Source organism: Asaia sp. BMEF1 (genome assembly GCF_051628905.1).
Taxonomy (GTDB): Bacteria; Pseudomonadota; Alphaproteobacteria; order Acetobacterales; family Acetobacteraceae; genus Asaia.
The window spans coordinates 746,429-770,879 of the sequence record NZ_CP157575.1 but is presented as its reverse complement, the minus strand read 5'-3'; the positions used below and the strand labels follow the sequence as shown (position 1 = coordinate 770,879).

Sequence of the window (24,451 nt, the reverse complement as noted above, 5' to 3'; positions counted from 1 at the left end):
GCAGCAGCGCCTGCGATTGCCGCTCCACGCAAAAGGGGGGGGGGGGAACAAGCAGATAGGCAGCGTGGCAGTCATGCGCGCATTGCGTGATGAAAGGTCAGGAATGGCTTTGATCACGCCATTTCTGAGGCCTCGCGTCTGACGCGTTTCGCGACCGAGATGAGGCTGGCTAACCGGTAAGGGACCTGCTCAAAAGAGGAGGGGCGGGCGTCCAGCCTCGCCCCCTATGGTATCAGCCAACCTGCTGTATAGCGGATAGAATCCAGTTGCCGCGGCCATCGGCGCGCACGAATGTCCAGAGCTCGGTGACAACCTGCCGCTCGGTCTTGCTGCCATCAATGACATTGCCGAACTGATCGGTCGTCACGTCATAAAGCGAATACTGCATGGCGACCGTGGCATAGGTCATGTTGCCTTCGCGCCAGGCTTCGGACAGATCGCCACGCATGAACTGCACGTCAGAGACGATATTGCGCGCGCCCCGGCTGGCGTAATCGGCAAGTTGTTCGTTGAAATACGAAACCATCTCTGGTGTGGCCATGGTAGCGAGAGCGCGCATGTTCTGCGCGCTCCAGGCCGCCTGGATGTCCTGAAGCAGCTGCTGGAAGTTCTGATAGTCGTTGTTGTTCAGCACCACGGCAGGCGTGCCCGCGCCGCCCGAGAACCCCGGACGCTGGGAAGCCCCGACAGCACCATTGCGGCGGTTACCCAGCCAGCGCAGCACCATGACGATCAGGAATCCAAAAATCGCAATCTGGAACAACAGGCCGATAAAGGACAGGAAACCGCCGTCACCGCCACCAAGAAAACCGTGGCCTGAAAGCATGCCGAACAGACCTGCACCGATCAGGCCGCCCATGAAGCCGGTCATGAAAGGCCGACGCTGGGCAAAGCCGGGCTGACCCATCGGGCGCGAGAAGGGGGCGTTCATCCCCGGCGCGGGTGCTGCGGGAGCGTAGCTACGCTCCATCGGGCGAGCGGCGTAGGGAGCCGTCTGCGTCATGGGCGGGGGGGAATAGGTGCGGCTGCCTCGGCTCCCCATGGAGCGTCCGCCGCCTGGCCGTGCGTCGGCAGGGGCTGCCAGAAGCGGGGCCAGAGCCAGGAGCAGGAGGGAGGCACGGAAAATGGGGCGGGACATGAAAACTCCTTGTGAGCGCATTGTGGGCTCGGCCTTTTGTGACCGAGCGGGAAACGCTTCAGCTTCCTGCAACGCTCATTGTGTCAATTCTTAGGGTCGGCGCGTCAACGCCGTGGCGGAATTCGAGATCGTCTGCCGCGCGCAGAGACGCAAACATGTCAATAAGATTGCCCGCAATGGTCAGCTCTGCGACGGCTTCGGCCAATTCACCGTTGCGGATCATGTAGCCCGAGGCGCCGCGGCTGTAATCGCCGGTCAGGCCGTTGATGGACGATCCCATCATCTCGGTCACGTAGACACCTTCGACGATATCGGAGAGGAGCGCCTCGCGCGAGCCGATACCCCCGGTAAGAAAGAAGTTGCTGACCGAGGGAGAAGGCGGTCCGCCGACGCCGCGCGACGCCCGCCCGTTATTGGTCAGGCCAAGCTGCATCGCCGAGCGGCTGTCGAGTATCCAGTCTTGCAACACGCCGTCCTGCACGAAAGCGAAGGGTGCAGGCAGAAAGCCCTCGGCATCGAAAGGCTTCGAGCGCAGACCGCGCGGGCGTGTGGGGTCGTCGATCACGCTCAGCGTTTCGGGCAGGATGCGCTTGCCGCGATGGGCGGAGAGGAAAGAAGTACCACGGGCGATGGAGGCCCCATTGATGGCCCCTGCCAGATGGCCGAGCAGACTGGCCGAAACGCGACGATCGAAAACGACCGGGAACGATCCCGTGCGCGGTTTGACCGGGTTCATGCGCGCCAGAGCGCGCTGAGCGGCCTCGCGGCCAAGGCTCTGTGCTGATTCCAGATCGGTCAGATGGCGGGTGCTATGCCCGGCATAATCCCGCTGCATGCTCGGACCGTCGCCTGCAAGCACGCTGATGCCATTGCTATGGCTGGTCTGCACATACTGCCCGGAAAACCCGCCGCTCTCAGCGAGCGCGATCTCGACGCGGCCATAGCCTGCCGAGGCACCGTTGCTATTGGTGATGCCGGGAAAGGCGAGCGCGATTTCTTCGGCTTCGCGCGCCCTTGCGAGAAGGGCTTCGAGGCTGGGAGCGTTGCCTGCATCGACCAGATCGAGAGAGGCGATGTCGTATATGCCCTGTCGAGCAGGCTCGACGAGGCTCGTATGAACGTCTTCAGGCACCACACGGGCCATAGCGACAGCCTGCTCGGCCAGTGCCTCGAAGCGGCTCGGGTCGAGGGCGGTCGCCGAGACATTGGCGGCCCGCTTGCCGACAAACACGCGCAGACCGAGCTGAATGGTTTCGGAATGCTCCAGCCCCTCAGGCACGCCATGTCGGCACATGGCCGAAACCGAACGTGAGGCCACCAGAAGCGCATCGGCCCGATCGGCCCCGGCGCGTTTGGCAGCGTCGAGCAGTTGGGAAAGGCGCTCCTGATCCTTGCTCATGCAACAAGCCTTTGGCTGATGGCGTCGAAAGACGGAATGGCGCCGACCGGGCCTATGGTGGCCAGGGTGGGGCGCGCGCGGAAAAGCGTTTCAGCGGCGCGGATCATGGCTGCCTCATCGACGGCATCGATCTTGGCGACCGTCTCGCTGGTGTCGATAATGCGCCCGAAAAGCTGCATCTGGCGGGCGATCTGCTCGCAACGGCTGCCGGTGCTCTCAAGCGACATGAGCAGCGACGACTTCACCTGAGCACGGGCGCGGGCGATTTCCTCCACGCTGATGCCATCGGACAGGCGGCGAAGCTCGTCGAGCATGACCGGAACCAGCTCGGCAGCTTCCTGCTCGCCCGTACCCGCATAGATGCCGAACAACCCGCTATCGAGGAAAGGCAGCGCGAAGGAATAGACCGAATAGACCAGCCCGCGCTTTTCGCGGATTTCCTGAAAGAGGCGCGACGACATGCCGCCACCAAGCACCGTCGAGAGCAGCATGACGGCATGATAGGCCGGGTCGTTATAGCTGACCGACGGAAAACCGAGCACGAGATGGGCCTGATCGAGATCGCGGGATTCGCGATGTTCGCCGCCCAGATAGGTGCAGCATTCACGCGCAGGGGGCTCGTGGTCTGGCAGGTCGCGGAAATGCTCCTGCACGAGATCGAGCACCTTCTCGTGGTGCAGGTTGCCAGCAGCGGCAATCACCATGTTGCGCGTGGTATAATGCGTCTGCATGTAACGCATCATGGTTTCGCGCTTCATCGTTGCGATGAGGCCTTCGGTACCCAGTGTCGGGCGGCCCATCGGCTGATCGCGAAACGCGGTTTCCTGGAAATTGTCGAAAATGATGTCGTCAGGTGTGTCATTGGCCTGACCGATTTCCTGCAGGATCACGCCGCGCTCGCGCTCGACCTCCTGCTCAAGAAACGTGCTGTGGGTCAGGATGTCGCCGATGATATCGATACCAAGCGGCAGGTCTTCCTTCAGAAGCTTGACGTAATAGGCCGTCTGCTCGCGCGCCGTATAGGCGTTGATGTGGCCGCCGACATTCTCGATTTCCTCGGCGATACGGGACGCGCTACGACGGCTCGTGCCCTTGAAGGCCATGTGTTCGAGAAAATGCGAAACGCCATTTTCTTCGGCTGTTTCGTTACGTGTGCCGGTGGCGACATAGGCGCCGAAGGAAACGGTTTCGACGCGTTCCATCCTTTCGGTCACGACGGTGAGGCCATTGGGAAGGGTGGTAACGGTAATCGGATCGGTCATCGAGCGGTGATGGTCCTGAAAACAGAAAGCGGGATCTGACCAGAGATGGCGTGTCGAGGGGGAAAATCCTAGCCCCCTCCCACGATTTGGTCAGGTTCAGGCCGTATGCGTATGGGCCTTGATATGGCGGCGCACGGCGTCTTCGATAATGTTCAGCTCATTGGCAAGCGTCTCATAGCGTTCCTCACGTGAGAACAGATCGGCCAGATGAGGCGGCAGAGCAGGGTCGATGCCAGTTGCCTTGCGCACGGCATCGGGGAACTTGGCCGGGTGCGCCGTGGCCGCCACGATCATGGGAATGCCCGGCTCCTGTCCCTCGCGTCCAGCCGCGAGGCCGATGGCGGTATGCGGGTCAGCGAGATAGCCCGAATTGTCGTGGAGCGCTTTCATCTCGGCCAGCGTTGCCTCGTCATCGAGCATGAGCGCGCCAAAACGCTCATTGGCCCGTGTCCAGACCGCCTGATCGACGCTCATGCGGCCCGTCTGGCGGAAGCCGAGCATCGTGTCGCGGCAGGCTTCAGGGTTGCGGTCGAGCATTTCGAACAGCAGGCGCTCGAAATTCGACGATACCTGAATATCCATCGAAGGCGACAGGCTGGGCTCGACGGCGCGCATCGACATGTCGTTGCTGGTCAGGAAGCGCGTCAGAATATCGTTGCGGTTCGAGCCGATGCACAGGCGGCGCACCGGCAGGCCCATCTGGCTGGCAGCCCAGGCGGCGAGCACATTGCCGAAATTGCCTGTCGGCACGGCGAAGGAAATCTCGCGGTTGGGTGCCCCCATCATCAGGGCAGCACGCACGTAATACGGGATTTGTGCCGCGATGCGCGCCCAGTTGATGGAATTGACCGCCGAGAGGCCGATCTCGTCACGAAAGGAGGTATCGGCGAACATCGCCTTCACCATGTCCTGACAATCGTCGAACGTGCCTTCGACCGCGATATTCAGGATGTTGTCATCCTTGACCGTTGTCATCTGGCGGCGCTGCACATCCGATGTGCGCCCCATCGGGTGCAGGATCGCAACCGAAAGATGCGGGCTGCCACGAAAGGCTTCAATCGCTGCCGAGCCTGTATCGCCCGATGTTGCACCGACAATGGTGACGCGCTGGTTACGTTCGGTCAGTACATGCTCGAAAAGCTGGCCCAGAAGCTGCATCGCCATGTCCTTGAAGGCAAGCGTCGGGCCGTGAAAAAGCTCCATCGAGAACAGCCCGTTCTCGACTTCGACCAGCGGCGCGATGGCGGCGTGGGAGAACCCGGCATAGGCCTTGGCGCAGAGGCGTTGCAGGGTCGGCAGATCGATATTACCCGCGGCAAAAACCGACAGGATTTTCGCCGCTAGGTCGGGATAGGAGAGGCCGCGCATGGCGCGCCATTCATCGGGCGTGAAGCGCGGCCAGGTTTCAGGCATGTAAAGCCCACCATCCTCAGCCAGACCGGCCAGAAGAATGTCCGAGAAGGAGCGCGGGCGCGCATCGCCGCGAGTGGAACGGTACAGCATGTTAGCCTTCATGGTTCAGAGACACGAATAGGGAGAATGACGCGATAAAGCGGTAAAGGCGAGGGGGTGACATGGGCGCAGTTCAGGGCAGGTCGATGCGTAAGAGCGTGTGACCTGTCGGCACCCATATCTGCCCGGATTTGCCGTTCGGACCGGTTGGTTTGGCCCAGCCCGGCATGCCCGCCCGAACGAGTTGCGGGGCAACCAGCAGGATGTGAGGGTGACGCGCTGTGTCGAAGCTCAGAAGCCTGCCATTATCGATATCGGTCAGATAGAGCGTGGCCTTGTCGTCCAGCGTGATGCCGCTCACGGTCGGCGTGCCGCGCCACTGTGTTACGCCTTCCATCTGTTCCGAAAGCGTGACCGAGGGATCGGTCAACAGATCGGTAGAGAGGCGATAGATCGGGCCGGTAGGCGTCAGCTCATAGAGCCATTTGCCGTCGGTTTCGAGCGCGAGATAGGCAAGGTCGCGTGTCAGAGGGTGGCCATCCCCCCCCATGACCGTATGGCGATCGACGCTGAGCGGCAGATGACCGCGTGAGGTCGGGTATCCCGCAAAGAAACGCGTGGCCTGATGGCGCGCCATATCGACCATGGTGAGTGATACCCCGCCTTCATCGGCCAGATAGGCCGTCTGGCCACGCACGGCGAGGGCAGTGAAGAGGGTGCTCTTCGTGACGCCCTCGGGCGGCAAGTTCTGTTCTGACAACACCTTGCCCGAAACCGGATCGAGGCGGATCAGGCGAGGCGGAAACCCGGTCGTAGCCCGATCGATCAGCCACAAGGCACCATGTTCATCACTGGCAAGGGCCGAAGGCGCGAAACCGGCAGGGCCGCGCGTTTTGTCGGCGCTGTCGCCCCAATCCGGAACGAGCGGTGTGGTCTCGCTGGCCCCAGCATTCAGCCGCGCCAGATAAGGGCCGTTTTCGTCTGTGCCGGGCTCACGCAGAAGAATTACGCTGCCATCGGCAAGCGGGAGTGCCTGTCGCCAGAGAGCTTTGCCCGGCAGATTTATGGTCAGAGCGATTTTTGCCGCCTCGGTGTCAGCCAGCCAGGGGCGTTCATGGGCAGCCTGCGCGGGGGCAGGGCCCCATGTCACGGCGAGCGCGAGCGCCATTGTGCAGAAAGCGGTTCGACGCAGCTTGGGAAGAAAAGCGACCATGCCTCCTTGTAAGCCCATTCGGACCCCGTGCAAGATTGACCGCGCTTTCCGATACTGTTTTTGAACGCCTCGCCGGTTCCTGCGTGCGGGAGAGGCCGCTTTCTGTCTTTTTCCTCAAGCTAGGTCTGCCATGCTCGCCCTTGTTCTCAAATCGGCCCTCTCGGGCGTGATGATCGCAATTGCCTCGACAATCGCGCGTCGGTATCCGGGTTTCGGTGCCCTGATCGCGTCGCTGCCGCTGGTATCGGTTCTGGGCATGATTTGGCTCTGGGCCGAAAAGCCTGACGCTGAAAACATGGCCGACCATGCCGGGGCGACTTTCTGGTATGTGCTGCCTTCTTTGCCGATGTTCCTGCTCATTCCGGCCTTGCTGCGTCATGGCGTCGGATTCTGGCCTGCTTTAGGGCTCGGATGTCTGCTCACAATTGCGCTCTATTGCGCGGTCACATGGATCGGTCCGCGCTTCGGTCTTGTTCTGTAAGTAAAGGCGGGAGAGGGGCGGTTGAAAGCCATCGGGCGAACCGTCATGATTGCCGGATGGCTCTTTATACTTCGCGCGTCGACACTGCTCTGGCCTATCTCGCAGGAGGCGATTCCGTGCGGGCAGAGGCGCTGTTCCGGGCCGTTCTTGCCGAGGCACCCGATTGCGGGGCGGCCTGGCACGGTCTGGCCTGCGTCGCCCGGCACACAAATCAGCCACGCCTCGCCATCGCTTCTGTGGCGCACGCGCTCACTCTGGCCGAAGGCGATCGCGAAAAAGCCCAATTTCACCTGACACTTGCGGCAGCCCTCGATGAAGCCGGGCATTTGCATGAAGCGGTGGCAGCCTGCCGCGTCGTGCTGCTGCTCGAACCGCGGGAGTTCAGGGCAAAGGCTTTTCTTTCGGAATTGCTTTATCGAAGCGCTCGGGAAGAAGAGGCGGCATCCGTTTTTGCCGAAGCCCTGTCACTCGCCGCAGAGCCAGTGCCGCTTTTGATGCGACATGGCGCGTTTCTCATGGCAGAGCGCCGCTTCGGCGCCGCCACCAAAGCCTTCGAGGCGCTTGCCGCGCTTTGCCCTGAGGACGGGGCGGCGTTCGCCAATCTCGGCGCCGCGCGCTTCGAAAAGGGAGACATGAAGGCCGCGTATGAGGCCCTCGAAAGGGCGGTGGCCCTCGCAACGCCGAGTGCGCAGACACTGAACAATCTCGGACTGGTTTGTCAGGCCCTGGGCCTATTCGCAGAGGCCGATGCGGCTTTCTCCAGGGCGGTCGAGCAGGCGCCGGAAGACGGAATCGTGGCGGTCAACCGAGCAACGCTTCTGGCCGAGACCGGTAGACAGGGTGAGGCGATAACCGTTTTTCGCAACGCCATGCAGGGCGATGGCGCGTTGGCGGCACAGGCGCGCTTCAACCTTTCGATGATCGCACTCGCCTCGGGTGATTTTGCGGAGGGATGGAAGCTTTTTGAGTCGCGTCGGCAAGTATTGGGCCTGAAGCCCTTCGAGGCGCCCTGGCGAGGCGAGGTCATGGAGACGCGTGTGTGCGTCGAGGCGGAGCAGGGGCTGGGCGACATGATCCAGTTTCTGCGCTTCGTACCGGCGGCGGCCCAGCGCGCGCCGCTGGTTCTCGTACTGCCCGAGCCGGTCCGGTCTCTGCTCGATGTCATGCCTGCAATGGCGCCATTGCTCCAATCGGGACGGGTTCAGCTTGAGGGTGAGGCGTCGCTTGGCTGTTCCCTGCTGAGCCTGCCTGCGCTTTTGGGAGTGACGCAGATCGACCCCGCGCCCTATCTCGATTTCGGTCGTGCCCGAGAGTGGGGGAGGATCGGTATTTTCCGGGCTGGGAGTGCAGGTTATCGCTTCGATGCGAGGCGCTCTCTTCCGGCTGGCTCATTCGCGCCCCTTCTGGCTATCCACGGTCTGGATTTCGTCAATTTTCAGCAGGGCGACGCGCCTGAGGGAATGGCGCAGGGTGTGGGCGCGACCCTCATCGAGACAGCGCATGCCATGGCATGCTGTGACCTCGTGATAGGCGTCGATACGATGCTGGCCCATCTGGCTGGTGCCATGGGGGTGCCATTCTGGCTGCTCGACCGCGAGGGGGGCGACTGGCGCTGGCAGGGGCCGGACTGGTATCGGAAAATGCGCGTGTTCAGGTCCGAGGGGCTTTTGCCCCCGGCACAGGCCTGGCCACCGGTGATCGCCCGTGTCGTAGAGGCTCTGAAGGAAAGATCAGGCCGCGACGGGTTTTGAAGGATGGCTGGTGTCGCCCCCGCTCAGCGTGGCGATGAGCGCAGTGCGGATTTCAGCCATGCGGCTATCCGACGTGACCTTGAGCCCGACCAGGTCGCGCACGTAGAAAACGTCAACCGCGCGCATGCCGTAGGTGGTGATGTGCGCGGATGAGATTTGCAGGGACTGCTCGCTGATCGTGCGGGTGATGTCATAAAGCAGGCCGGGACGGTCACGCCCGTTGATCTCGATAATCGTATGCCGTTCGGAAGCGCGATTATCGATAACCACGCGTGAAGGCACGTGAATGGCTCGCATTCGCCGCGCTGCGCGCTGGTCTGACAGACGCTCCAGCTCGGCCCCGATGGCGAGGCGGCTTGAGAGCGCCTGTTCGATCAGGCTGTTTAGACGCGCAAGCTGAAGCGGTGTCTCGAAAGCGCGACCATTGCCGTCCTGCACCCAGAACGTGTCGAGGGCCATACCGTCGCTGAGCGTGTGGATACGTGCATCGACAATGGAAGCCCCTGCAACGGCGAGCCCACCTGCGATCTGGGAAAAAAGCCCGGAATGATCAGCGCTGAATATCGTGATCTCCGTCACGTCGCGCTGCGGAATCGGCGTGGCCTCGATAGTGAGCGGGGCCGAGTGCACCTCTGAATCCAGCACCAGCCGGGCATGACGGATATGGGTATCCGCGTCGAAGCCGAGCCAATAGCCTGCATAGCCAAGCGACAGGAAATGATCGGCCTGTTCGCCTGCAATACCCTGCTGCACAAGGCCGTCGCGCACCAGCTCCTTGGCATGGCTGACGCGCTCGTCGCGTTCGGTCGCGGCGAGACCGCCCTCGAGCACTTCGGCTACGCGTGAGTAAAGCTCACGAAGCAGCGTTGCCTTCCAGGCGTTCCAGACATTAGGGCTGACTGCGCGCATATCGGCGATGGTCAGCAGCAGCAGCAGGCGCAGACGCTCCGGCGACTGGATGATATCGGCAAGGTCGAGAATGGTGCGCGGATCGTCGATATCGCGGCGGAAGGCCGTCTGGCTGAGCAGAAGGTGATGCAGGATCAGCCACGACACCGTCTCGGTTTCCTCGGCATCAAGGCCGAGCTGAGGGCAGACCTGCTGGGCGACTTCCGCACCGAGCACCGAGTGATCGCCCCCACGGCCCTTGGCGATGTCATGAAGCAGGGTCGCCACGTACATCGCGCGGCGCGACTGCATGTCGCGGGCCAGCTCATAGACGAGCGGGATCTCGTCGGCCATCGCCCCGGCCTCGATCCACCCCAGCATCCGCACGGCTTCGATATTATGCTCATCGACCGTATAGATATGATAGGTATCGAACTGCATCTGGCCGACGATACGCGACCAGTCGGGCAGCAGCGCGCCCAGAAATCCGGTATCGTTGAGGATGGTCAGCCAGTCCGCCCCGCTCGGGCGGGCGTGTTCGCGGTTCATTTCCGTAGGCTGCATCAGCAAGGAGAGAAAGACCTGCATGGTGAGCGGGTCGTCACGCAGCGAGGCGATGCGACGCTCATTGCGGATGAGTTGCTGAATGGCCGTCGGGTGCAGAACCAGATTTTCGCGAAACGCAGCATCGAGCATCTTCACCATCAGGCGCGGCTCGCTGTCGAAGCAGGCCGTATCGGCGGGGGCGATCTGCTCGTTGATGAGGCGGAAGTGGACGGCATCCTCGGTGCTCAGGCCGGGGCCCTGATAAGCGGCCTCACGGATTGGCCCCTGCAGACGCTGCATGATGCTGGGTTCGAGAATCCGGCTCAGGCGCATGACTTCACGTGTTGTTAGGAAGTAGTGGCGCATGAAGCGTTCGACGCCCTGCTGGCGCCCATGGCCCGCATAACCCATGCGGCCACCGATGACGGGTTGCACGTCGAAGGCAAGGCGTTCATCGCCGCGACCGGCGATGTAATGGAGATGGAGCCTGATGGTCCAGAGGAAGTTCCAGGCGCGTCTGGCGCGGTTGGCTTCCTGTTCGGTCAGGAGACCGAGTGTCGTGAAAGCGGGTTCGTGGGGTTTGAGTTTCGAGGCCGGGTTCAGGCCGTCATTGTCTTGCAGAACCCTGGTCATCCAGTTCAGGGTCTGGAGGTCGCGCAGGCCACCGCGTCCCTCCTTGATATTCGGCTCAACCATATAAGGGTTGTCGCCGAACCGTTTGTGACGTTTCTCACGCTCATCGATCTTGTCATGAATGAACGAAAGCGCGCCTTCTTCCCGTTTGCTGAACCGGATGCCGAAATCGGCAAAAAGCACTTCATCGCCCACGATGCGTCGTGCGTCGAGCAGCGTGGTGCGAATGGTCAGATCTTCTCGCGCCGCGTCAAGACAGCCCTCGATCGAGCGTGTGGCGTGGCCGACTCGTACGCCCAGATCCCACAGGAAATAGAGCATGTATTCCACCTGTGCGGTGGTCTCGGGCACAGGGTTTTCGCCAGTCAGGAACAGGAGATCGATATCGCTAAAGGGTGCCAGAAGTCCTGCGCCGAAGCCGCCGGTGGCGCAAAGGCATAGCCCGGAGCCGGGTGCGCCGGTCATAATGCGCGCCAGATCGAACAGGCTCGCAATGGCGCCGCCCATCAACTGGGCAAGAATTGACGCGGCGGCGATGCCCTTGAGCTGCCGCCCCTCGAACAGACGACGGATCTCGCCTTGGTGACGCCCGATATGGCGACGAAAGAGACTGACGGCATCCTCGCGCGAAACAGTGCCATCTGCCTGACGCACACGGTCGAGTGCTGCGGCAAGGGCGGCCTGCATGTCGGTTTCTTGGAGGGAGATCGGTTCGCGCATTAAGATCCGTAACTATGGGGGCGTTGCAGAAGACCAGGGATGATCATCATCAGGTCAAATCGTTCTTTGTTTCAAGCGCAAGTTTGCGCAGCGCGTAAAGCGCTTCAAGCGCTGCCTTGGGCGAGAGCGCGTCAGGGTCGATCGCTTCCAGCGCCTCGCGCAGCCTGTCCGGCTCTTCACATTGGGGCGCGGCAGTTTCGAACAGGGGCAGCTGCGGCACGCTTCGGCCCTGTTCGCGCTCGAGTGCAGCAAGCAGACGGGTGGCGCGCTGCACGACAGGCATGGGAACACCGGCGAGCTGAGCGACATGGACGCCCCAGCTCTTTCTGGCCGATCCCTTGCGGACCTCGTGCTGGAAAACGACGTCGCCCTGCCATTCGCGCACGGCCATCGTATAGGGCGTCAGGCGCGGCATCGAATCAGACAGGCTGCAGAGTTCATGAAAATGGGTCGCGAAAATCGTTCGTGACCCAAGCTGGGAGTGCAGTGCCTCGAGCGTGGCCCAGGCAATGGCGAGACCATCGAGCGTGGAGGTGCCGCGCCCGATCTCATCGACTACCACGAGGGAGCGTGGTCCGGCCTGACGCAGAATGGCTGCCGTCTCGGTCATTTCGACCATGAACGTCGAGCGGCCGCGTGCAAGATCGTCGGCGGCGCCGACACGGGAGAACAACCGGTCCACGATGCCAATCCGGGCCTTTTCCGCCGGAACGGGCAGTCCGGCCTGCGCCAGAATGACCGCCAGCGCGGTCTGGCGCAGAAAGGTCGATTTACCCGCCATGTTCGGCCCCGTCAGCAGCATGACCCGCTGCGAGGGAGGAAGATGACAGTCATTGGGAATGAAGCGTGTCGCCCGGCCGAGGGCGGCCTCGACGACAGGATGGCGGCAGGATTTGAGTTCGAATTCCTGGTCCTGTGTCATTTCCGGGCTGCACCAGGCGCCGCCTTGCGCCAGTTTTGCGCAGCCGGTCAGAACGTCGGCCATGGCGAAAAGTGCCGCGAGTTCGGGCAGGGCAGGATGAGAGACGGTTTCGGCGACCAGGGCGGCGAACAGGCGACGCTCGGTCGCCGCAGCCCGGTCGGCGGCTTCGAGAATAGCACGATCGAGTTCGAGCAGCTCGTCGGTCGTGAAACGCACCAGATTGGCCGTGCCCTGTCGAAACGACAGCTCGGGCCGGTCGCGCAGTTTTGCGGCATGCAGCGCAGAGGTCTCTATAATGTAGCCGAGCTGGGCGTGATGCTTGATCTTGAGCGTGGCGACGTTGAACTGCTCGGCATAGCGTTGCTGCATGGCGGCAAGCGTGCGCTTGCTGTCGTCGCGCAGGCCACGATAGCGGTCGAGATCGGCATCGAAGCCGGTTGCGATGGTGCCACCATCCTCGACGCGGGCGGGCAAGCTTTCGGCGAGGGCCTTTTCCAATGTGTTCAGCAGCGCGTCGGCCCTGCCATACAGGCCGGCAAAGAGCGAGCGGATCAGGGAAGGCGTTGAATCGGTGCAGATCGGTTCGAGCACCGCGACCAGCGCATCGGCCGCTTGAAGCAGATCGCGCGTTGCCGCCAGATCGCGCGGCAGACCCCGCCCGGTCGAGAGGCGCCCCAGGGCGCGCGCCAAGTCCGGTGCCTTCTTGAGTAGCGGTGTCAGGGTCTCTATCAGCCCCGGCTGCTCCGCGATCCAGTACCAGGCGCCCTGACGCACCTGAATGAGCGCGAGATCGGTCGAGGGGGCTGCGATCCATTGTGCCAGAAGCCGCTGGCCAGCCGCACTCACACAGCGATCGACCGAAGCGAAAAGCGTATGGGTGGTCGTGCCGTCACGCGCCTGGACCAGATCGAGACTGGCGCGTGTCGCCGGGTCGAGGCCCAGCGTTTCCGAATCGTCACGGCGCAGGGGGCGTGCGATGCGGGGCATCGTCCCTGCCTGGCTGCGGCGCACATAATCGAGAATCAGTGCCCCGGCGCGGATTTCCTCGTCTGAAAAATCGCCAAGAATGGTGATCTGCGCGACATCGAAAGCCTGCGCCATGCGCGAGCGGGCTGTTTCGAGCCCGGGCAGGGTGACGCTCGGCGCGACACGGGTGGAAAACGGATCTGGCACCAGCGCCGGATCGGCGAGAATCTCTGAGGGGTCGAGCCGCGCAAGCAACTCGTCGATCTGATCCTGAGAGAGTGAGGCCGTCTCGAACGAGCCCGTGGAAATATCGATCCAGGCCGCACCGCAGGGCGTGGAGCCGCGCATCTTCTTCGTGGGGGTTGCCAAAGCGAGAAGGAGATTCTGGCGGCCCGCTTCGAGAAGTTCTTCCTCGGTCAGTGTGCCGGGGGTCACCAGTCGCACGATGGCGCGCGCGAGCGGGCCTTTCTGGGGGGCTTCACCCGGCTTGCGGGCCTGCTCGGTCTGCTCGGCCACCGCCACGCGAAAACCGCGTCGTATCAGCCTGGCAAGATAGGCCGGAGCGGCGGCCACCGGCACACCGCACATGGGAATCGGGTTCTCGTTATGCTTGCCGCGCGTGGTGAGGCTGATATCGAGCGCCATGGCAGCGGTCTCGGCATCGGCGAAAAACAGCTCGTAGAAATCGCCCATACGGAAAAAGAGAAGGGCATCGGGCTCCTGCGCCTTGAGCGCAAACCATTGCGCCATTGCCGGGGTTGCGCCCTCGGCAGATGGGATGATGCCGGTAATCTCCGGGGTCGTCATGAAGGGGAAGCTCGCCACATGAGCGGAATTCTAGCTGCCCAGCGCCCGACTGTGAACACCCCCTTACGACACGGATGGGCGATGCCGCCTGAGCCATGATAATTTCGCAACGCTTGACGTTTCGGTCAGGAAAACCGCCCGCGCAAAAGCTTTATCATGGCTGCGAAGCGTGCTTGCGGCGCAGCAAGCGCCGCAGCAGGCGCTCGGGATTGGCGACACCGAAGGCCCAAAGCGCCAAGACGTATATCGCGCCCGCAAGACCCATCAGCAGACCGAGCATGGCGGCCCTGAGCAGCCCGTGCCACATCACGAGACCCGGGGCGATGAGCCGCGTGAGGGTGAGGGTCACAATGGCCATCACGAACGATGCCGCCATGATTCGCAGCAGGCGTTGCATGAGGGCGCGATCGGGGCAGAAGACGTCGCGTCTATGCAGGATGACCGCCAGAAAGCCGAGATTGACGAGGGCGGCGATCGTGCTGGCCAGTGGCGGTCCGACATGGGCCAGAGGACGATAGAGCATCAGATTGAGCGCGAGATTGAGTGCAATGGTGATGAAGCCGATCCTGACCGGTGTCTTGGTGTCGCCATGGGCGAAAAACCCGGGAGACAGTACCTTGATCATGATGAAGGCAGGCAGGCCCAAAGCGTAGGCGCGCAATGACTGGGCAGAAGACAGGGCATCTTCTGTCGTGAATTTGCCGTAGCCGAAGAGCGTCGCCATGATTTCCGGTGCCAGCGCCAGAAGGCCGAAACAGGCGGGAAAGGTAAGAATCGCGGCGTAATCGATGGCGCGGTTGAGCGTTTGCTGGCCTCCCGCATTGTCGCGAGCTGCGGCATGACGCGTCAGAACCGGAAGCAGCGTTGTGCCAGCGGCAGCCCCGAGCACGCCAAGAGGCAATTGATTGACGCGGTCCGCAAAGTAGAGCCACGAAATCGAGCCGGCGGGCAGAAGCGTCGAGATGAGCGTATCGACGGTCAGATTGAGCTGCGTCGCGCCGGAACCGAGAAGGCCGGGCCAGAGACGCCGCAGCATGTCGCGCATTTCAGGTGTCAGTCGCGGCTTGGGCAGAGAGAGGCGCATGCCCGCCCGCCTGACCGACCAGAGGAGCAGGCCGAGCTGCACGAAGCCGGAAACGGTGATGCCGATTGCGGTCCATGTGGCGGTGTCTTTGAAGACGAGCGCACCGAGAAGAATGGCGGCGATGCCCACGATATTGAAAGAGACATAGGCCCCGGCTGCCATCGAAAAACGATGAAGACCGTTCAGGACCCCGGCGACCAGCGCGGCCGTGCAGATCAGGATGAGATAGGGAAAAGTGATACGGGTGAGGCGAACTGCCAGCTCGAAACGCCCGCCACCATGATCGAACCCGGGCGCAATCAGCTCGATGATCCAGGGCATGAAAACCTCGCCCAGTATCGTCACGCCTAGCAGCCAGGCGCTGAGGCAACCCAGCGCCTGAGAGGCAAAACGCGTAGCGTCCTCTTCGCCCCTCGTAGTCAGCCGTTCGGTAAACAGCGGTACGAAAGCGGCGTTGAAGGCGCCTTCACCAAAAAGGCGGCGAAACATGTTGGGTAGACGAAACGCGATCTGATAGGCGTCCTGAACCGGGCCGGCACCTAGAAACGCTGCAAGAAGCTGGTCGCGCACCAGGCCGAGGACACGTGACAGCATGGTCCAACCACCAACGGTGATCAGGTTACGGAGCATTCCGGGCTTCCAGTCGAAAAACAAACATCAGGAACGCGCCTGTTTAGACGCAAGCGGGGTAATGTGCCATGGCCGGGCGAAAGCTTGTCGTATATTGGAAAGACGAGGCAGCAGCTCGGAAAACCGCGCGTCGTCAGGCAGTTATAAAGCAAGGTAGATTATGGCGGATTTGCGTCTCTCTTTCTTGTGTCCGGCCCGCACGGTGGGGTTTTACCGAATAATCCGGGTGTAACTGTGCTTTCGGGCATGCTCATCGAGGCCCACCCCCCTCATGATGCGCATCCGGTCTGGCCTCTTCACGGAAATTGCGATCCAAGCGGGTCTCTGGCAGAAAGCCTTATGTCAGGGCGCTTGCCGCGTCGGGCGCGCGTGTCTTCGTGCCTGTAAATGCGGGCGCGGGTCGTGTTTCGTTCGCTCGAAAGCGCACGGTAAGCTCCTTGCAAAAGAACTATCGAGGCACACGGCTATGAGCCCAATCATTCTCTCACTGACGAGTTTCATCCTCGCTGCGGGTGTCTTCACTCTGGTGCCAGGGCTCGATACGGCCTTCGTCCTGCGCACGAGCACCGTATCGGGGGTGCGTACCGGGTTTTGCGCCGCGCTCGGTATCACACTCGGGCTATTCGTCTGGGGGCTGGGTGCGGCTTTCGGCCTCACTGCTCTGCTTGCGGCGTCGACGATCGGCTTTCTGATCGTCAAATGGGTCGGCGCGCTTTATCTGTTCTGGATCGGACTGCGCCTTCTGCTGCGGCCCCGTCATGTGGGTCATGCTGTCGAAGCAGGCACACGGGTCAATCGCCTGTCGGGCGCCCAATGCTTCCGTCAGGGGCTGCTGACCAATCTGCTGAACCCCAAGGTAGGCATTTTCTTCATAACGTTCCTGCCGCAATTCATCCCGCACGAAGCGAATGTGGTGACGTTCTCCCTGCTGCTGGCGGGCATCCAGGTGCTGCTGACGCTTAGCTGGTTCTCCTTGCTCATTGTTATGACAGCGCCTCTCGGTGCCTTCCTGTCGCGTCCGGCTATCGTCAAGACGCTCGATCGCGCGACAGGGGGTATTTTCGTGGCTTTCGGCCTTAAGCTCGCGCTGGAGCGTCAGGGCTGATCAGATCAGACACAAAGTACTTAACGATCCATCATAGCGCGCTTGACAGAGGCCTTCATCCGGCCAGAATCGGGTGAGGTGAGAGGGGTGAACCAGTTTACAAGTTTGCCCTCGCGCGAAACGACGTATTTGTAGAAATTCCAGCGCGGTAGGGAGAGCATGCCCCCCTGCGCCGCGAGCCAGCGGAAAAGGGGAACAGCCTCCTTGCCCTTCACATGGGATTTGGCGGCCATAGGGAAGCTCACCCCATAATTGCGGGAGCAGCTGGTCTGGATCTCGGTCGCCGTGCCTGGTTCCTGCTGCCCGAAATCGTTGCTCGGCACGCCGAGTACGACCAAGCCGTTCTTACCATAATGGCTCCAGAGATGCTGAAGCCCCTCATATTGCGGTGTGAAGCCGCATTTGGACGCCGTATTGGCGATCAGGACCACCTTACCCTTGAACTCGGCCATTGAGATCGGTTCGCCACAAAGGGCCGGTATGTCTAGATCGTAGAAGCTGCTGGTCATAATAATCCGTCGCATCGTGTCGTGAGCCGTTTTTTCAATGTGGCTTTCCACTAGACACTACGCAAGCATCTCGACAGAGTGCGTTTTTCCGTTTCGCCGGCGGTACGTCTCTCTCGCGAGGGAGGTGACCTCCCAGCGCGTTGTTAAAAAAAGACATTTCTGTGCAGGAAGAAGTGCCTGCGACGAAAAAGTCAGAGAGTGAAGGCGCGTTGATGTCGCTGCGCGGTTTGATCGGTATTGCGGTGCTCGTGGCGCTGGGTGTTTTGCTGTCTAGTAACCGCAAAGCCATCAATTACCGCCAGGTGGCGATAGCGCTGGCGCTGCAATGCGCGATCGGCGCGCTGGCGCTTTTCGTCCCTTGGGGACGCCGGGTTTTCGGTATGCTCGCAGAAGGGGTGGGGGAAGTTCTGGCCTATGGCCAGGTCGGCACGCATTTTCTGTTCGGCGGATTGGTCAGCCCGAAAATGGAGACGCTTTTCGGTCAGGAGAGCTTTGTCTTCGCGTTTCAGGTGCTGCCCGCCATTGTTTATGTCTCAGCCATCATCGCCCTGCTCTATCATTGGGGGGTGATGCAGGCCCTGGCGCGTGCCGTGGGGCAGGGGCTGCGTCATTTGCTTGGCACGACCGCGCTAGAATCCTTTTCTGCCGTCATGACCGTCTTTCTCGGTCAGAGCGAGATGCCAGTCGTTCTGCGCCCCTATCTGAGCAAGTTGCAACGATCGGAGCTGTTCACCATCATGAGCTCGGGCACGGCCTCGGTCTCGGGCTCGGTTCTGGCCGGTTATGCAGGGCTCGGTGTGCCAATGCATTACCTGCTGGCAGCATCATTCATGGCCATTCCGGGCGGTCTGCTTTTTTCCAAATTGCTCTGGCCGACGCCTGAAGACTCTCATGCCGGGCATGACCCCATGCCCAAGGCTGAGCTGGAAACAAGTGGCGTTTTCGATGCGCTTGCAGAGGGCGCCATGAGCGGGGCCCGTGTCGCTTTCGCGGTCGGCGCGGTGCTGGTTGCGTTTGTGGGAATCACGGCGCTGCTCGATGGCATGCTGAATGGGTTGGGTGCGTGGGTGCATCTCCCGGGGCTCAGTCTCTCTACCGTTCTCGGTACACTAATGGCGCCGCTGGCCTGGCTGATCGGTATCCCATGGTCGGAATCGTTTCTGATCGGCGGCTTTCTGGGACAGAAGATCGCGTTCAATGAATTCGTCGCCTATGTGGGTCTCTCGCCGCTTATCCATGCCCACACGCTTTCCGGGCACGATCTGGCGATTGTTTCTGTCGCACTCTGCGGCTTTTCCAATTTCTCAAGCGTTGGCATCCTGATCGGCGGGTTCGGCAGTGTCGCGCCCGACCGTCGCGCTGAGATCGCCACGATCGCGTCGCGTTGCGTGATCGCAGGCACGTTATCCAACCTCATGAGCGCGGCCATCACGGGGCTGTTTGTTGCAGCCTGACGTCTGCTTGTTCAGTTACTGCGAGCGCCGATCGAACGGGTTACCGGCGCGATATGTGGTATCGGACAGGAGTGGGGCAGGGTCATGGGTGAACGCTCGGTAGCTGAACAGGCGCCGCACGACCTTTATCCTCACCCCGAGGACAGGCCGCTTTCAGGCCGTCCGGCGCCGGGACACGCCCTTCACCCGAGGCTCTATGTCTGCGAATTCTGGGCAACTGCCCTGCTGCTGATCGGTGGCATCTGCACCAATGTCGCCATCGGGTCGCCTCTCAGCCCGATCGCAAGAGCGTTGGTGCAGTGGCCCAATCTTCTGACGGCGCTTGAGGGCCTTGCTTTTGGTTTGAGCGCAACGCTGGCGGCGCTCTCACCTTTCGGGCGTGTGAGCGGCGCGCATATGAGCCCCTCGATCAGTCTCGCCTTTTGCCTCGGTAATCGGCTCACGATGACCGATACGCTCTTCTACATGTTCGCGCAGCTTTCAGGCGCTGTTTTCGGTGCCGGGATCGTTGCTGCAAGTGGTCTGATCTGGCCCCATTGGGGGAGATGGTGTCTCGCCGATCATTTTGCAGCCACCATGCCGTCGCCTCTCGTGCCAGCCTGGTGGGCTTTTGTGGGTGAGATCAGCACCACCGCCATTCTGGTCGCTGTGGTGCTGACCTGCGGCGCCCGCCCGCTGCTACGCCCCTTTGCCGCTTGGGTCACAGGGCCGGTATTTTTCGTGCTCAACCCTTTCGAGGCCTGGCTTTCAGGTGACAGCACCAATCTCGCCCGCAGCGTCGGTCCGGCCCTGTTCTCCGGCGCCTGGCAGGATTTCTGGGTTTATCTATGCGGCCCCTTTTCAGGGGCCGTTATTATGCTGCTTCTGATACGGGTCGAAGTCTTCGGCCGTATTCACCTCCACGAGGCCCGTCTGGCCTATTTCGGGCATGACGGTCGCGCCCCCTTTTTCTGGCCGCGTCTGCTGAGGCGCTGGCTCGGATGAGATGGCATTGCCCGCGTCGTGCGGGGGCGCCTGCTACGGCATACGCAGGCGGATGAAGGCAATGCGGTCAGGAGGCCGCCTGTGCGCTTCGTATGATCATCGCCTGTGTGGTCGGGAGTTCGATGACATGCTCCGGTTTGTCTGCCAGAAATTCCGCGAAGGCCTGAGACACACCGTCGATGATCGAATAGTCATGGGTCAGGATAATGCCGCCAGGAATCATGCGCGGATAGAAATAGGCGAGCCCTGCCAAAGTCGCCTCATAGAGATCGACGTCGAGATGGACGAAGCTGTATCGCTCATCCCCCATATCGCTGGCCGAATCCGGGAAGAAACCCGGGTGGAAAGCGACATTCTCATAACCGGAGAGTTTGCGTTTTACACTCTCAAGCGAGCCGTAAAATTCGCCCTTGGAGAAAACCTTGCCCTCCTTGCCCCTGGGATCAGGCAGGCCCTCGAACGTGTCGAAGAGATGCAGCGTGCGATGCGCCTTGACCATGCAGAGCAGTTCCGCCGATGCGCCGCGATAGACGCCGAATTCGGCCAGATCGCCCTCATAGACAGATTGGGCCTGAGCCAGCTCATGTAGTACGAACGCCTCGTCGCTGCTGAGCAGGGAATCGGTTCCCGCGCGTGCCTTGCTGAGACGTCGCAAGGTCACCGGATGCTTGTGCCCGCTCAGAAGACGCATCTGCATGGCGCTATGCACCCCGAAGGTGAGGAATCGCACGAAACGGTTCCGGCTTACGAAACGGCGCATGGCCTCATTGCGCATCCACATGGTCTTGTCCTTTTCGGCTTCTTGTTATTCGACCGTGATCGGCCGTTCGAGGAGCAATCGCCGTGCCCGACCGAGGTCTATGGCGCCATCCAGAAAAGCGGAGACGGTCTCGACGATTGGCATGGAAATTCCGAGTTTTCTGGCAGTGGCGGCGAGAGCTGGGGCGGTCGCAACGCCTTCGGCGACGGTACTGCGTGTTCTCAGGATATCGGCAAGGCTCGCGCCCTGACCGAGTTCGAGCCCGAGGCTGTAATTGCGCGAGCCCGCACCAGTGCAGGTCAGGATGAGATCGCCCAGACCGCTGAGTCCGGCAATCGTGGCGGCGCGCCCACCCATGGCGGCAGCGAGGCGCCCGATTTCGACGATGGCGCGGGTGATGAGTGCGGCGCGGGCATTTTCGCCCAGCCCGGCCCCGATTGCGATGCCAGCTCCGATGGCCACGACATTCTTTGCAGCGCCGGCAATCTGCACGCCGGTCGGATCGTCGCTTGCATAGAGCCTGAAGTGAGAGGAGGAAAGCATCGAGACATAACGATGGGCATCGTCGAGCGACGCTGCGGCGATTGTTGCCGCAGCCGGTGCTCCATTGGCGACCTCGATAGCGAAATTTGGCCCTGAAAGAACGGCGCATAGGCGTCCCGGCTGCGTTTCGGCGAGGATGTCCAGCGGCAGGGCGCCCGTTCCGAGTTCCAACCCCTTGCAGCAGGCAATGAGCGGCGAGTTGCCAGGCAGTTTCGGTGCGATCTCTCGCAGGGTCTGCATAGGCACCACCACAAGCGTGAGATCGACCTGCTCAGGGAGCGTCGAGACGATATCGACCGCATCGGGCAGTGTCACGGCGGGAAGGCGAGGCAGGGTGCGGCACCCAGCGGCAACTGGCGAACGCGACCAGAGCGACACGCGTGCCCCGGCTCTGGACGCTGCGCAGGCAAGGGCGATGCCCCAGGCCCCGGCTCCGATAACGGCGATATGGGGAGCTTTGAGCGACATTATTCCTCCGCGATCCGTCTGATTTCGACGCCGCCTTCGCCACCCGGTGCGAGCACCGGCATGAGAGCATCGAGGAGGGCTCTCGCCTGTTCTTCAAAGCGATAAGGGGGGGAAGCCACCAGAAGCCCACAGCCATTAAGACGCGTCGGATCGGTGGGCGTGCGCAACAGCAGGCTGCAATCCAGCAGGTCGCGCAGCCCGGCATCGCGCAGCGCGTCGTGAAAATGCCGGACCGGCGCCCGATGCTTGATGGGGTACCATGCCGCGATAATGCCCATCGGGAAGAGCTTGCGGCTGGTCTGGATGGCCTCGGCCAGTCTGGCGAATTCATCACCCTGTTCGAAAGGCGGGTCGATCAGGACAAGGCCACGCTTGAGGTCGCGCGGCGGCAGAAAGGCCCTGAGCGCGCCGTACCCGTCGCGTTCATGCACAGCGACCTGGCTCTGCTGGCGAAAATTGCGCCTGAGCGTTGCGGCATCTTCAGGGTGCAGTTCGCAGCAGATCAGCCGATCCTGGGCGCGCAGTACCGAGGCGATCAGGCTCGGCGAGCCGGGATACCGGGCAGGCGACCCGAGCGCCTGAATGCTTGTCAGGTAATCTACCAGCCCTTCCGGGCCTTGCGGCATCGTTTCGAAGCGTCCGATCCCCTCGCGCCACTCCCCGGTTTTCTGGGCTTCGACTGAGTCGAGATCATAGGCACCGCAGCCGGAATGCGTATCGAGCACGCAGAACCCTGCTGGCTTGCGGAGGAGGTGACGCAGGATCACGAGCAGCAGCCCGTGCTTCATCATGTCGGCAAAATTGCCCGCGTGGTAGGCGTGGCGGTAGTTCAAGGCGCGATTTCTCTCCGTGCTGTGTTTGTGTCGCTTGTCGGAAGAGGGCCGAGAAGAGCGAGAAGGGCTTGTTGTTCCGGGCGAGGCGCGATTGCAATCTCGCGGAAAGGGGCCGCCCCGAGCGTTCTGCCAATTGTTGGAGAGAGCGCCAGAGCACGAACCGAGCCTAACAGGCCGCGCTCTTCGCCGAAAGCGTCGAGAAAGGCGCGTGCTGTAGCCGCAGAGTAGAAAAGAACCGCGGCAACGCGTTCCTGTTCGAGCAGGCTGCGTGCCGCCGGGGCAAGAGATTCGGTCGCTTCAGTGCGGTAAACGACGCGGCGTGTGACTCGCCAGCCGTTCATTCTGAGCTGCGCCGCAAGGTCGACGCCCAGTTTGCGCCCTGTAGCAAGCAACACGCTGTTGCGCCCGCCCGCTCTGCCCAGATGGCCCACGAGAGAGTTTGCAGTGCCTTCAGCGTAATCGACAGCGGTAAAGCCGAGCGTTCTGGCGCGCTCGGCCGTGCGTGCGCCAACAGCGGTGAGCGGCGTGGCAGGGGGCAGGGCAACGCGCAGGGCTTCGAGGCTCTGGCCGCTCGTCACGATCACGCGGTCGACTGCGCCAGCCTGCTTCATGGGCACGGAATAAATCCTGAGCATCGGGGCAAGGCAGGGTTCCCAGCCCAGACGCTCAAGAGCGAACCCGGTATCGCTCAGACCCGGCTCCGGTCGCGTGACCAGAACCGTGCGTCGGTAGAGGTCAGCCATGATCCTGGAAAATATCGTCAGGGGAATCGGCACGCAGCGACAGACCAAGCTCACGCCCAAGACGCAACGCCTCGGTCGGTTCGCCGCAGATTTCGCGCTGGAGATGGAATGAGCCGTCTTCTCGTGCCACGAGCCCGGTCAGAACAAGCTCACGATCGCCGAAATGCCCTCTGCCGCCTGGCTGCGCTTTGGCTCGCAGGCGCGCATAACCGCCGATTGGCGTACGGCATGAGCCATCGAGCACTTCCAGCAGCGCGCGCTCTGCCGTGGCAACGGCGCGGGCCTCCGGGTCTTCGATGGCAGAGAGCAGGTCGAGCAATTCGCGATCTTCCTCACGTACGGTCACGCCGACAATGCCCTGACCGGCGGCCGGAATCATGAGATCCGGGTCCAGAATGAGGTCGGCACGATCTTCCATCCCCAGACGGCGCAACCCGGCCAGAGCGAGCAGGGTCGCATCGCAAGCACCGCCCGCCAGTTTGTCGAGACGGGTCTGCACATTGCCACGCAGCAGACCGAACCGCAGATCGGGGCGGCGATGAAGCAGCTGGGCCTGGCGCCTGACCGAGGCGCAGCCGATATGGGCGCCGAAGGGCAGGGCGTCGAGCGGAGAATGGCCCGCGGCCACGAGTGCCTTCGCCTTCCCACGCAGGGCAGGACTCAGGATCAGCACGTCGCGCGCATCCTCGCGCTTGAGCGTGCAGGCGAGCGTCAGGCCTGGGGGAAGTGTGGTCTCGAGATCCTTGAGGCTGTGGACGGCGAAATCGATCTGCCGTGCCAGCAGGGATTCGTGGATCTCCTTGGCGAACAGTCCCTTTCCCCCGATTTCAGCGAGGCGGCGTGACTGCACCTGATCGCCCGTCGTGTTGATCGGGTGCTCCTGAAACGCGCCCATGTCCCGCAGGAGCGGGCAGAAGCGGGTCAGCCGGGTCAGGAAAGCGCGCGTCTGGACCAGAGCTAGCGGCGATCCGCGTGTGCCGACGCGCAGCGGCAGGGAGTGACGTGAGGTAGGCGGATGAGGCGAGGCCTGACGGCGCATGGCTTCGGCAGCGACCTGTTGTAATTGCAGGCTCTGGGACATGAGCGCTTCGGGCATCGTCATCTGTTTCATGGCTGATCTTGCTACTCCACCGCGTGATCCGTGAAAAGAGACGGCTCGC

19 protein-coding genes are annotated in these 24,451 nt (G+C 62.1%); 5 read left to right on the top strand and 14 right to left on the bottom strand.

Annotation, left to right across the window (positions count from 1 at the left end; genetic code table 11):
• Positions 1-232 precede the first annotated feature (232 nt).
• From ABHV46_RS03360 to ABHV46_RS03340, 5 genes are all read right to left on the bottom strand, one after another.
• Complete coding sequence (locus tag ABHV46_RS03360; protein WP_438382701.1) at positions 233-1,138, bottom strand: Tim44 domain-containing protein; 906 nt, start codon at positions 1,136-1,138, stop codon at positions 233-235.
• 58 nt (positions 1,139-1,196) lie between these two features.
• Positions 1,197-2,537, bottom strand: a complete 1,341-nt coding sequence (locus ABHV46_RS03355) for a TldD/PmbA family protein (protein ID WP_438382700.1) — start codon at positions 2,535-2,537, stop codon at positions 1,197-1,199.
• Complete coding sequence (locus ABHV46_RS03350) at positions 2,534-3,799, bottom strand: M16 family metallopeptidase (RefSeq protein WP_438382699.1); 1,266 nt, start codon at positions 3,797-3,799, stop codon at positions 2,534-2,536. Before ABHV46_RS03350 ends, ABHV46_RS03355 begins: the two co-directional genes overlap by 4 nt.
• A 96-nt stretch (positions 3,800-3,895) precedes the next feature.
• Positions 3,896-5,302: a threonine synthase gene (gene thrC, locus ABHV46_RS03345; RefSeq protein ID WP_438382698.1), complete on the bottom strand. Its 1,407-nt coding sequence runs from the start codon at positions 5,300-5,302 to the stop codon at positions 3,896-3,898.
• An 82-nt stretch (positions 5,303-5,384) separates the two neighbouring features.
• Positions 5,385-6,464, bottom strand: a complete 1,080-nt coding sequence (locus ABHV46_RS03340; RefSeq protein WP_438382697.1) for an L-dopachrome tautomerase-related protein — start codon at positions 6,462-6,464, stop codon at positions 5,385-5,387.
• A 130-nt stretch (positions 6,465-6,594) separates the two neighbouring features.
• Between ABHV46_RS03340 and ABHV46_RS03335 the strand changes: the two genes are divergently transcribed.
• Both ABHV46_RS03335 and ABHV46_RS03330 read left to right on the top strand, forming a co-directional pair.
• Positions 6,595-6,945 carry a DUF3147 family protein gene (locus tag ABHV46_RS03335; protein ID WP_438382696.1) on the top strand — a complete coding sequence of 117 codons (351 nt, stop codon included), beginning with the start codon at positions 6,595-6,597 and terminating at the stop codon, positions 6,943-6,945.
• Between the two features lie 56 nt (positions 6,946-7,001).
• On the top strand, positions 7,002-8,696 hold the full coding sequence (locus ABHV46_RS03330) for a tetratricopeptide repeat protein (protein WP_438382695.1): 1,695 nt from the start codon (positions 7,002-7,004) through the stop codon (positions 8,694-8,696).
• Here ABHV46_RS03330 and ABHV46_RS03325 read toward each other — a convergent pair.
• From ABHV46_RS03325 to murJ, 3 genes are all read right to left on the bottom strand, one after another.
• Entirely contained in the window at positions 8,676-11,450 is a 2,775-nt protein-coding gene (locus ABHV46_RS03325; protein WP_438382694.1) for a [protein-PII] uridylyltransferase, read from the bottom strand. The two genes, ABHV46_RS03330 and ABHV46_RS03325, sit on opposite strands and share 21 nt — an antisense overlap.
• Positions 11,451-11,532: 82 nt before the next feature.
• Positions 11,533-14,178 (bottom strand): DNA mismatch repair protein MutS, encoded by a 2,646-nt coding sequence (mutS, locus tag ABHV46_RS03320; RefSeq protein ID WP_438382693.1) that lies wholly within the window; start codon positions 14,176-14,178, stop codon positions 11,533-11,535.
• A 154-nt stretch (positions 14,179-14,332) separates the two neighbouring features.
• Positions 14,333-15,892 carry a murein biosynthesis integral membrane protein MurJ gene (murJ, locus tag ABHV46_RS03315; protein ID WP_438382692.1) on the bottom strand — a complete coding sequence of 520 codons (1,560 nt, stop codon included), beginning with the start codon at positions 15,890-15,892 and terminating at the stop codon, positions 14,333-14,335.
• Positions 15,893-16,358: 466 nt separating this feature from the next.
• On the opposite strand from murJ, the gene ABHV46_RS03310 reads away from it, so the two are divergent.
• Positions 16,359-16,997 (top strand): LysE family translocator, encoded by a 639-nt coding sequence (locus tag ABHV46_RS03310; RefSeq protein ID WP_336945070.1) that lies wholly within the window; start codon positions 16,359-16,361, stop codon positions 16,995-16,997.
• A 20-nt stretch (positions 16,998-17,017) separates the two neighbouring features.
• On the opposite strand, the gene ABHV46_RS03305 is transcribed toward ABHV46_RS03310, so the two are convergent.
• Complete coding sequence (locus ABHV46_RS03305; RefSeq protein ID WP_438382691.1) at positions 17,018-17,506, bottom strand: glutathione peroxidase; 489 nt, start codon at positions 17,504-17,506, stop codon at positions 17,018-17,020.
• A 212-nt stretch (positions 17,507-17,718) separates the two neighbouring features.
• Here ABHV46_RS03305 and ABHV46_RS03300 point away from each other — a divergent pair, with 212 nt between their 5' ends.
• Together ABHV46_RS03300 and ABHV46_RS03295 are read left to right on the top strand one after the other, a co-directional pair.
• Positions 17,719-18,960, top strand: coding sequence for a NupC/NupG family nucleoside CNT transporter (locus ABHV46_RS03300; RefSeq protein ID WP_438384214.1), 1,242 nt, complete (start codon positions 17,719-17,721; stop codon positions 18,958-18,960).
• Between the two features lie 84 nt (positions 18,961-19,044).
• Complete coding sequence (locus ABHV46_RS03295; protein ID WP_438382690.1) at positions 19,045-19,944, top strand: MIP/aquaporin family protein; 900 nt, start codon at positions 19,045-19,047, stop codon at positions 19,942-19,944.
• A 67-nt stretch (positions 19,945-20,011) separates the two neighbouring features.
• Here the strand turns inward: ABHV46_RS03295 and ABHV46_RS03290 are convergent, their stop codons facing one another.
• From ABHV46_RS03290 to hemC, 5 genes are read right to left on the bottom strand one after another with little or no spacing between them, the layout of a single operon-like run.
• The gene (locus ABHV46_RS03290) at positions 20,012-20,725 is read right to left on the bottom strand and encodes a TylF/MycF/NovP-related O-methyltransferase (RefSeq protein ID WP_438382689.1); all 714 of its coding nucleotides are present in this window, start codon (positions 20,723-20,725) and stop codon (positions 20,012-20,014) included.
• Positions 20,726-20,749: 24 nt separating this feature from the next.
• Entirely contained in the window at positions 20,750-21,715 is a 966-nt protein-coding gene (locus tag ABHV46_RS03285) for an NAD(P)H-dependent glycerol-3-phosphate dehydrogenase (RefSeq protein WP_438382688.1), read from the bottom strand.
• Positions 21,715-22,548 carry a 23S rRNA (adenine(2030)-N(6))-methyltransferase RlmJ gene (locus ABHV46_RS03280; protein WP_438382687.1) on the bottom strand — a complete coding sequence of 278 codons (834 nt, stop codon included), beginning with the start codon at positions 22,546-22,548 and terminating at the stop codon, positions 21,715-21,717. Before ABHV46_RS03280 ends, ABHV46_RS03285 begins: the two co-directional genes overlap by 1 nt.
• A complete protein-coding gene (locus tag ABHV46_RS03275) occupies positions 22,545-23,291 on the bottom strand; it encodes a uroporphyrinogen-III synthase (protein WP_438382686.1) in 747 nt (248 codons plus the stop codon). Before ABHV46_RS03275 ends, ABHV46_RS03280 begins: the two co-directional genes overlap by 4 nt.
• Entirely contained in the window at positions 23,284-24,402 is a 1,119-nt protein-coding gene (gene hemC / locus ABHV46_RS03270; protein WP_438382685.1) for a hydroxymethylbilane synthase, read from the bottom strand. The genes ABHV46_RS03275 and hemC overlap by 8 nt, the downstream gene beginning before the upstream one ends.
• Between the last annotated feature and the right edge of the window lie 49 nt (positions 24,403-24,451).

Excerpts from the sequence above, each read along its gene's own strand:
- ABHV46_RS03360 (WP_438382701.1), bottom strand. The coding sequence starts at position 1,138 with ATGTCCCGCCCCATTTTCCGTGCCTCCCTCCTGCTCCTGGCTCTGGCC.
- ABHV46_RS03355 (WP_438382700.1), bottom strand. The coding sequence starts at position 2,537 with ATGAGCAAGGATCAGGAGCGCCTTTCCCAACTGCTCGACGCTGCCAAA.
- ABHV46_RS03350 (WP_438382699.1), bottom strand. The coding sequence starts at position 3,799 with ATGACCGATCCGATTACCGTTACCACCCTTCCCAATGGCCTCACCGTC.
- thrC (WP_438382698.1), bottom strand. The coding sequence starts at position 5,302 with ATGCTGTACCGTTCCACTCGCGGCGATGCGCGCCCGCGCTCCTTCTCG.
- ABHV46_RS03340 (WP_438382697.1), bottom strand. The coding sequence starts at position 6,464 with ATGGTCGCTTTTCTTCCCAAGCTGCGTCGAACCGCTTTCTGCACAATG.
- ABHV46_RS03335 (WP_438382696.1), top strand. The coding sequence starts at position 6,595 with ATGCTCGCCCTTGTTCTCAAATCGGCCCTCTCGGGCGTGATGATCGCA.
- ABHV46_RS03330 (WP_438382695.1), top strand. The coding sequence starts at position 7,002 with ATGGCTCTTTATACTTCGCGCGTCGACACTGCTCTGGCCTATCTCGCA.
- ABHV46_RS03325 (WP_438382694.1), bottom strand. The coding sequence starts at position 11,450 with ATGCAGGCCGCCCTTGCCGCAGCACTCGACCGTGTGCGTCAGGCAGAT.
- mutS (WP_438382693.1), bottom strand. The coding sequence starts at position 14,178 with ATGACGACCCCGGAGATTACCGGCATCATCCCATCTGCCGAGGGCGCA.
- murJ (WP_438382692.1), bottom strand. The coding sequence starts at position 15,892 with ATGCTCCGTAACCTGATCACCGTTGGTGGTTGGACCATGCTGTCACGT.
- ABHV46_RS03310 (WP_336945070.1), top strand. The coding sequence starts at position 16,359 with ATGAGCCCAATCATTCTCTCACTGACGAGTTTCATCCTCGCTGCGGGT.
- ABHV46_RS03305 (WP_438382691.1), bottom strand. The coding sequence starts at position 17,506 with ATGACCAGCAGCTTCTACGATCTAGACATACCGGCCCTTTGTGGCGAA.
- ABHV46_RS03300 (WP_438384214.1), top strand. The coding sequence starts at position 17,719 with ATGTCGCTGCGCGGTTTGATCGGTATTGCGGTGCTCGTGGCGCTGGGT.
- ABHV46_RS03295 (WP_438382690.1), top strand. The coding sequence starts at position 19,045 with ATGGGTGAACGCTCGGTAGCTGAACAGGCGCCGCACGACCTTTATCCT.
- ABHV46_RS03290 (WP_438382689.1), bottom strand. The coding sequence starts at position 20,725 with ATGTGGATGCGCAATGAGGCCATGCGCCGTTTCGTAAGCCGGAACCGT.
- ABHV46_RS03285 (WP_438382688.1), bottom strand. The coding sequence starts at position 21,715 with ATGTCGCTCAAAGCTCCCCATATCGCCGTTATCGGAGCCGGGGCCTGG.
- ABHV46_RS03275 (WP_438382686.1), bottom strand. The coding sequence starts at position 23,291 with ATGGCTGACCTCTACCGACGCACGGTTCTGGTCACGCGACCGGAGCCG.
- hemC (WP_438382685.1), bottom strand. The coding sequence starts at position 24,402 with ATGAAACAGATGACGATGCCCGAAGCGCTCATGTCCCAGAGCCTGCAA.